Raw genomic sequence first — 2,003 nt, 5'->3', positions numbered from 1 at the left:
GTTAAAGAGCGACGCAACAGTGTGTTGCTGCGGGAGTGGAATTCTACTCAACCGCCTTCTCGAGTCAAGCCTTATTTTCAAAGGCTTTTCGAGGTTACCGACGAGGTTGTTTGCGTTGCCGCTTGCCCTGTCGATGGAGGCGCATTATAGGGAACAGATTCTTTCTGGCAAGCAGATAATTGCAAAAAGATGGCTTTCGCTGTTTGTTCGCTCACAAAGCCACCAATTGGCATATTAAACCGGCGAAATCAGCTCACTGCAGGCACCACAACAGCAAAATCGTGCAGATTGTCATAGAGAGCATCGGCCAGCGCACTACCCGTTTCGGTCACCGGCTTACCGGTTCTGACCATGATTTTGTGACCAACCCCAGCATTGACGGCAGCTTTTAGATCGGAAGGCTTGTCACCCACCATATAGGAACGACTCATGTCGATCCCCAGTTCCTGTTGCGCCAACAGCAGCATGCCTGGTTCCGGTTTGCGGCAATCACAGGGGGCGCCGTGATCCGGATGATGGGGGCAGAAGTAGATGCCATCGAGATCCACATCCCGATCAGCCAGTGACCAATCCATCCATTCAGTCAGATTCATGAAGTCATCTTCACTGAAGTAGCCGCGGGCGATTCCGGACTGGTTGGTGACGACGACCAGCAGATAGCCTTTCTTTTTGAGGAGCTGCAGGGCGTCTATGACTCCGGGCAGAAAATGGAAATCATCGACCTGACTGACATAGCCAGTGTCTTCATTGATGACACCGTCACGATCCAGAAAAATGGCGGGGTTGCTCACGGAAACTACCTCTATCAATGGTTTTGCCCAGTATCTCACAGGCCATAAATAGCCCCAAAAAATAAAAGGGGTGGCCGAAGCCACCCCTTTTCATGTTTGTATATAACGAATCGATTAGGCGATTACGCTAGCTACAACACCAGCACCTACGGTACGGCCACCTTCACGGATAGCGAAACGCAGGCCGTCGTCCATCGCGATCGGAGCAATCAGGGTAACAACCATTTTGATGTTGTCGCCCGGCATTACCATCTCTACGCCTTCCGGCAGTTCGATGGTACCGGTCACGTCGGTAGTACGGAAGTAGAACTGCGGACGGTAGCCTTTGAAGAACGGGGTATGACGACCACCTTCTTCTTTGGACAGCACGTACACTTCAGATTCGAACTTGGTGTGCGGCTTGATAGAACCCGGCTTGGCCAGTACCTGACCACGCTCTACGTCTTCACGCTTAACACCACGCAGCAGCGCGCCGATGTTCTCGCCTGCACGACCTTCGTCCAGCAGCTTGCGGAACATTTCAACACCGGTACAGGTGGTAGAAACGGTATCTTTGATACCAACGATTTCTACGGTCTCACCTACTTTAACGATACCGCGCTCTACACGACCGGTTACTACGGTACCACGGCCAGCGATAGAGAATACGTCTTCGATAGGCATCAGGAACGGCTGGTCAATCGCGCGCTCCGGCTCCGGGATGTAGGTATCCAGGTGGCCAGCCAGCTCGATGATCTTCTCTTCCCACTGAGCGTCGCCTTCCAGCGCTTTCAGTGCGGAACCACGAACTACCGGCAGGTCATCACCCGGGAAGTCGTACTCGGTCAGCAGTTCACGAACTTCCATCTCAACCAGTTCGAGCAGCTCTTCGTCATCAACCATGTCACACTTGTTCATGAACACGATCATGTACGGGATACCAACCTGACGACCCAGCAGGATGTGCTCACGAGTCTGCGGCATCGGGCCGTCAGTCGCTGCTACTACCAGGATCGCGCCGTCCATCTGGGCAGCACCGGTGATCATGTTTTTAACGTAGTCGGCGTGACCCGGGCAATCTACGTGGGCGTAGTGACGGGTAGCGGTGTCGTATTCTACGTGGGAGGTGTTGATGGTGATACCACGCTCACGCTCTTCCGGTGCCTTGTCGATCTGGTCGAAGGCGAAAGCTTTACCACCGAAGTGCTTGGCCAGCACGTTGGTGATAGCTGC

Annotated in this window: 3 protein-coding genes; 1 reads left to right on the top strand and 2 read right to left on the bottom strand. The window is 53.6% G+C overall.

Going from position 1 to position 2,003, the window contains the following annotated elements; all coding sequences use genetic code 11:
• Window positions 1–238: hypothetical protein (locus AB5Y71_RS05500; RefSeq protein WP_368171162.1), on the top strand; the 238-nt coding region annotated here is incomplete at its 5' end.
• Window positions 239–248: 10 nt separating this feature from the next.
• On the opposite strand, the gene gmhB is transcribed toward AB5Y71_RS05500, so the two are convergent.
• Together gmhB and tuf are read right to left on the bottom strand one after the other, a co-directional pair.
• Window positions 249–791 (bottom strand): D-glycero-beta-D-manno-heptose 1,7-bisphosphate 7-phosphatase, encoded by a 543-nt coding sequence (gmhB, locus tag AB5Y71_RS05495; protein WP_368171161.1) that lies wholly within the window; start codon window positions 789–791, stop codon window positions 249–251.
• Window positions 792–905: 114 nt separating this feature from the next.
• A partial coding sequence (gene tuf / locus AB5Y71_RS05490) for an elongation factor Tu (RefSeq protein ID WP_368171111.1) occupies window positions 906–2,003 on the bottom strand: 1,098 nt, incomplete at its 5' end.

The sequence above is a fragment of the Aeromonas sp. R9-2 genome (assembly GCF_040908025.1).
In the GTDB taxonomy this organism is placed as follows: domain Bacteria; phylum Pseudomonadota; class Gammaproteobacteria; order Enterobacterales; family Aeromonadaceae; genus Aeromonas; species Aeromonas veronii.
Note: the sequence above shows the minus strand (reverse complement) of the source record. Positions and strands in the feature narration are given on the sequence as shown.